Origin of the sequence: Spiroplasma sp. Moj (genome assembly GCF_016082285.1) — a bacterium.
GTDB lineage: Bacteria > Bacillota_I > Bacilli_A > Mycoplasmatales > Mycoplasmataceae > Spiroplasma > Spiroplasma phoeniceum.
On the sequence record NZ_MQTY02000100.1, the window covers coordinates 1 to 3,710 of the forward strand.

Below are 3,710 nucleotides of genomic sequence, written 5' to 3' on the forward strand. Positions count from 1 at the left end.
TAACACCAACTGAAGCTGTGTTAAAATTTTTAAAAGACTAACTGGTCTAAAATGTATATGGTACACCTCACATATTTAAAAAGTTCATGGAAAGGTGTTATAAAATAAAACCTTTCCATGAACCTAAATAATAATATATTTGTTATCCATTAATGATTCCACATTTCATGATAATTCTTGTGAGTAATTCGTGGTAAAATCGTTTCTCTTCGACCAATAAAAGGATAATCAAAATAAAGAATTGCTTTCCAAAATATTGGCATAATAATAACAAATCAAATAAAAGTAAAGACTGGGACTCAGAAGAAATTAGTTCCTTTGGCCACTGGAATAATTCCTCTGTAAATAAAATCAATTAAACCATTAACAAACAATACTCAAATGTGCACATCAAGCAGCGACATAAATAAACCATTAATACCAGCAAGTGGCATATAAACACAAAAATATAACATTGGTGAAACAAAGAAAGTAAATAAATTAATAATAACATTATTCCCTGTTAAAATGGTAACCACCACAATTGCTGTCATTAAAATTGCTGTTGGCATACGGTTTTCTTTTTTACTAGTTAAAATAATGGCCGTACTAATTGCTAATGAACCACCAAAGACAAACGCATAATTTGGTGGTAATTTTAGTTGTAATAAATGACCAAAATTACTAGATAAAAACCAATTATAAGTTTGTGCAGAATAACCATTTGCTTGTGGTAACCGGTCAATTGGTAGTAAATTAAGTCAATCTAAAATTGTTAAATGATGTTCTTCAAATGTTGGTTGGTTAATAAAATCCCACACTTTTTGAATTGTGGCATTATTCCAAGTATCATCAAAAATATTGTGTATTCAACCATAATGCACGGCAATATTTTTGAATAAATTTTCAAACTCTGTTTGACTTAATAATTCAACATTTGGGTTAATAAATAAATTAGTAACAAGATCTTTAAAACCAAATGAAATTAATAATGTATTTAATAGTTCATAAACAAAAGCAGCTCCTAAAAAATGGTTTGCATTTTGTTGTCACATTCATTGATAAATATGGTTTAAAACAATTGCAATTACAATTCATAGTAATAAGAAAAATAACGCTAAGAACATACTTGCTAAAACAACAAGTAAGGTAACAAATGGAAAACCATTTAATAAACCAAATGGTTTTGCCAAGCGTAAATCAATACACTTAATGTAAATGTATGATGAAATAATTCCTACTGTTATTCCCCCTAAAATTGACGTATTTAAAGTAACAAGGCCAAAACTTGAGCCTAAAAACATTGCTAAATTTTTACCTTGGTAAAAGAAGAGAATACTTGTTACATAAAGTTTTCCTTCTGGGATTATTTTATATTGAATTAATGCATATTGCATCACAATGAAAACTAAAAAGCCAGTAACAGCAATTGCTACAGCTTTTACATTGTTGGTAATACTAATCACTGTTACTAAACAAAAGATAATTGATAAATTGTTAAAGACTGCTTTTCCAATCTTAATACAAACATCACCAATCGTTAGGGCAACAAGATTACTAGTATATTCTTGTAAAATCATGCCAATTCCATAAATTAAAACAATTAATAATAATGGAATAATTATTAAAGTAATAATTTTAATAAAATATTCATAAATATTTCTAATTTTAATTTTATTACTATTGTTACGATAGCCTTTTCCGTTTTTTCTAATTTGATACAACCTATCAATTTTCAAAATTATTGTCTTTTCTTTACAAACAAATTAATTTTTTAATCATTGTAAAACTGGATTTTGTCAGTTTCTGAACTAAAAAATGGATAAGGCTTAATATATTGTTGTGAAATATTGATATTATATACAACACCAAAATTAATAATCTTCTTGTCTTCTTTTACTTGTCCAAGAACTGATAAACGAATAAAATCAGTAATATATTTTGATTCAATTGTCTTAATTATAAATTGACCATTTTGTTCTTGTAATTTAAAATCAGCAGTGTTAAAAGTATATTTTGACAAATCTTCTATTTTTTGGTCTCCTTTTAAATTAGTTTTCATACTTAATGTAGTAAATTTAAATTTTGGATATTTTTGAACAAATTCTGCTCAAGTCTTAGCATAGTTTCCATATTCAAAAACTAAAGCTTTTTGATTATTGACAAAACCAGAGGCAAGTTTTTGCGCAGGAAAAGTATCTGTTCCTGTCATACTTGCAATACTATATTCTACTGCCTCTTGTGCAAATTCATGCGCTTGAACTGTTGAAGTTCCTTTATTAATATTTGGCATACCTGCAACTGAAATCGTTGTCGCTGCAATCATTCCTAAAGTAAATCTTTTCATATTTAAAAACTCCTTATTTGTATATATTAAATTGATATTGTTGATAATTGATACATAGTTAATACATGGTTGATATAAAAATAGGAAATCCTATGAGATAATGATACCACATTTTTCTTTTAAAAAAGAAAAAAATATTATAAATTTAACATAAAAAAAAGACTTAAAAAGCCCTCCTAAATATTACTTATTTTAATGCTGCAAGAGCAACATTTAAAGCTTCATGTAATTGTGTCGCTGATTTTTCAAATTTAACTTGCTCTTCTTTTGTTAATTTTCACTCAATAATTTCTTCAATCCCATTAACACCAATAACTGCTGGTACACCAATGTAAGTTCCCGTAACATTATATTCACCTTCACATTTTGCACCAATTAAAAAGGTTGATCTTTCATCATTTAAAATTGCTTTTGCAATTGATGATAAACATACACCAATTCCATAAAAAGTTGCTTTTTTCAAATCAATGATTGTATAAGCCATTTTCATCATTTGTTGGTGCATATCTTCTAAATCTTTTTCTGTTAATTTTCCTTCTGCCACAAAATCAGCAATTGATTTTTGCATAATTGAAGCTTTTGATCAAACAGAAACTGATGAATCACCATGTTCACCCAAAACATAAGCATTAACACTAGCTGGAGCAATGTTTAATTTATTACCTACTAATCTTCTTAAACGTGCTGAATCTAAAGTTGTTCCTGAAGAAATAACTTTATTTTTTGCATAACCAGTTACTTTTTGATAAACTGATGCCAGAACATCCACCGGATTTGAAGCAATTAGCGTAATACCCTTAAAACCTGAGGCTTTAATTTTTAAAGCAATATCTTGCATAATTCTTGCATTATCAGCAACCATATCTAATCGTGTTTCACCATCTCGTTGTGGTCTTCCTGCTGTAATAACAATTAAATCAGCATCTTTACAATCACTATAATCACCAGCTTTAATTGTACTAAAACGATTTTCTAAAACAGCAGTTGCATCTGATAAATCAATAGCATTCCCTTCTGCTGCCTGTCGAAACGCATCAATTAGCACATAATGTTGTGCAATACCTCTGTTCATCGCTGAATATAAAAAGCTGTTTCCAACCATTCCACATCCAACTAAAACTACTTTTCTCGTTGAATTTTCCATATTTCTTCTCCTTTTAAAAATCTCCTACTTTATTATAGCAAAAAAATAAAAAATTTTTTAAAAATACTCAAAATAGATGGGTTTTTATAATTAAAATTATAAAAAAGATATTTTTTATTATAAATTTTGTTTTTTTTCTTTTTCTACTCTACATTTATATTAGACTTCTTGCATAACCTATTAAAATAATCGTAAATATTTTTAAAAAGATACTAATAGCAAATTATAATTTTAATTAAT

General features: G+C 27.3%; 3 protein-coding genes. All 3 read right to left on the reverse strand.

The genetic code is table 4. The features are described 5' to 3' along the window. Positions 1-149: 149 nt before the first annotated feature. The 3 genes from BST80_RS04550 to BST80_RS04560 all read right to left on the reverse strand — a co-directional run bounded on the left by BST80_RS04550 (position 150) and on the right by BST80_RS04560 (position 3,470). Positions 150-1,718, reverse strand: a complete 1,569-nt coding sequence (locus BST80_RS04550; RefSeq protein WP_415746159.1) for a PTS transporter subunit EIIC — start codon at positions 1,716-1,718, stop codon at positions 150-152. Between the two features lie 35 nt (positions 1,719-1,753). After that, positions 1,754-2,326, reverse strand: a complete 573-nt coding sequence (locus tag BST80_RS04555; RefSeq protein ID WP_415746160.1) for a hypothetical protein — start codon at positions 2,324-2,326, stop codon at positions 1,754-1,756. 187 nt (positions 2,327-2,513) lie between these two features. Continuing rightward, on the reverse strand, positions 2,514-3,470 hold the full coding sequence (locus BST80_RS04560; protein ID WP_415746161.1) for an L-lactate dehydrogenase: 957 nt from the start codon (positions 3,468-3,470) through the stop codon (positions 2,514-2,516). Positions 3,471-3,710 lie beyond the last annotated feature (240 nt).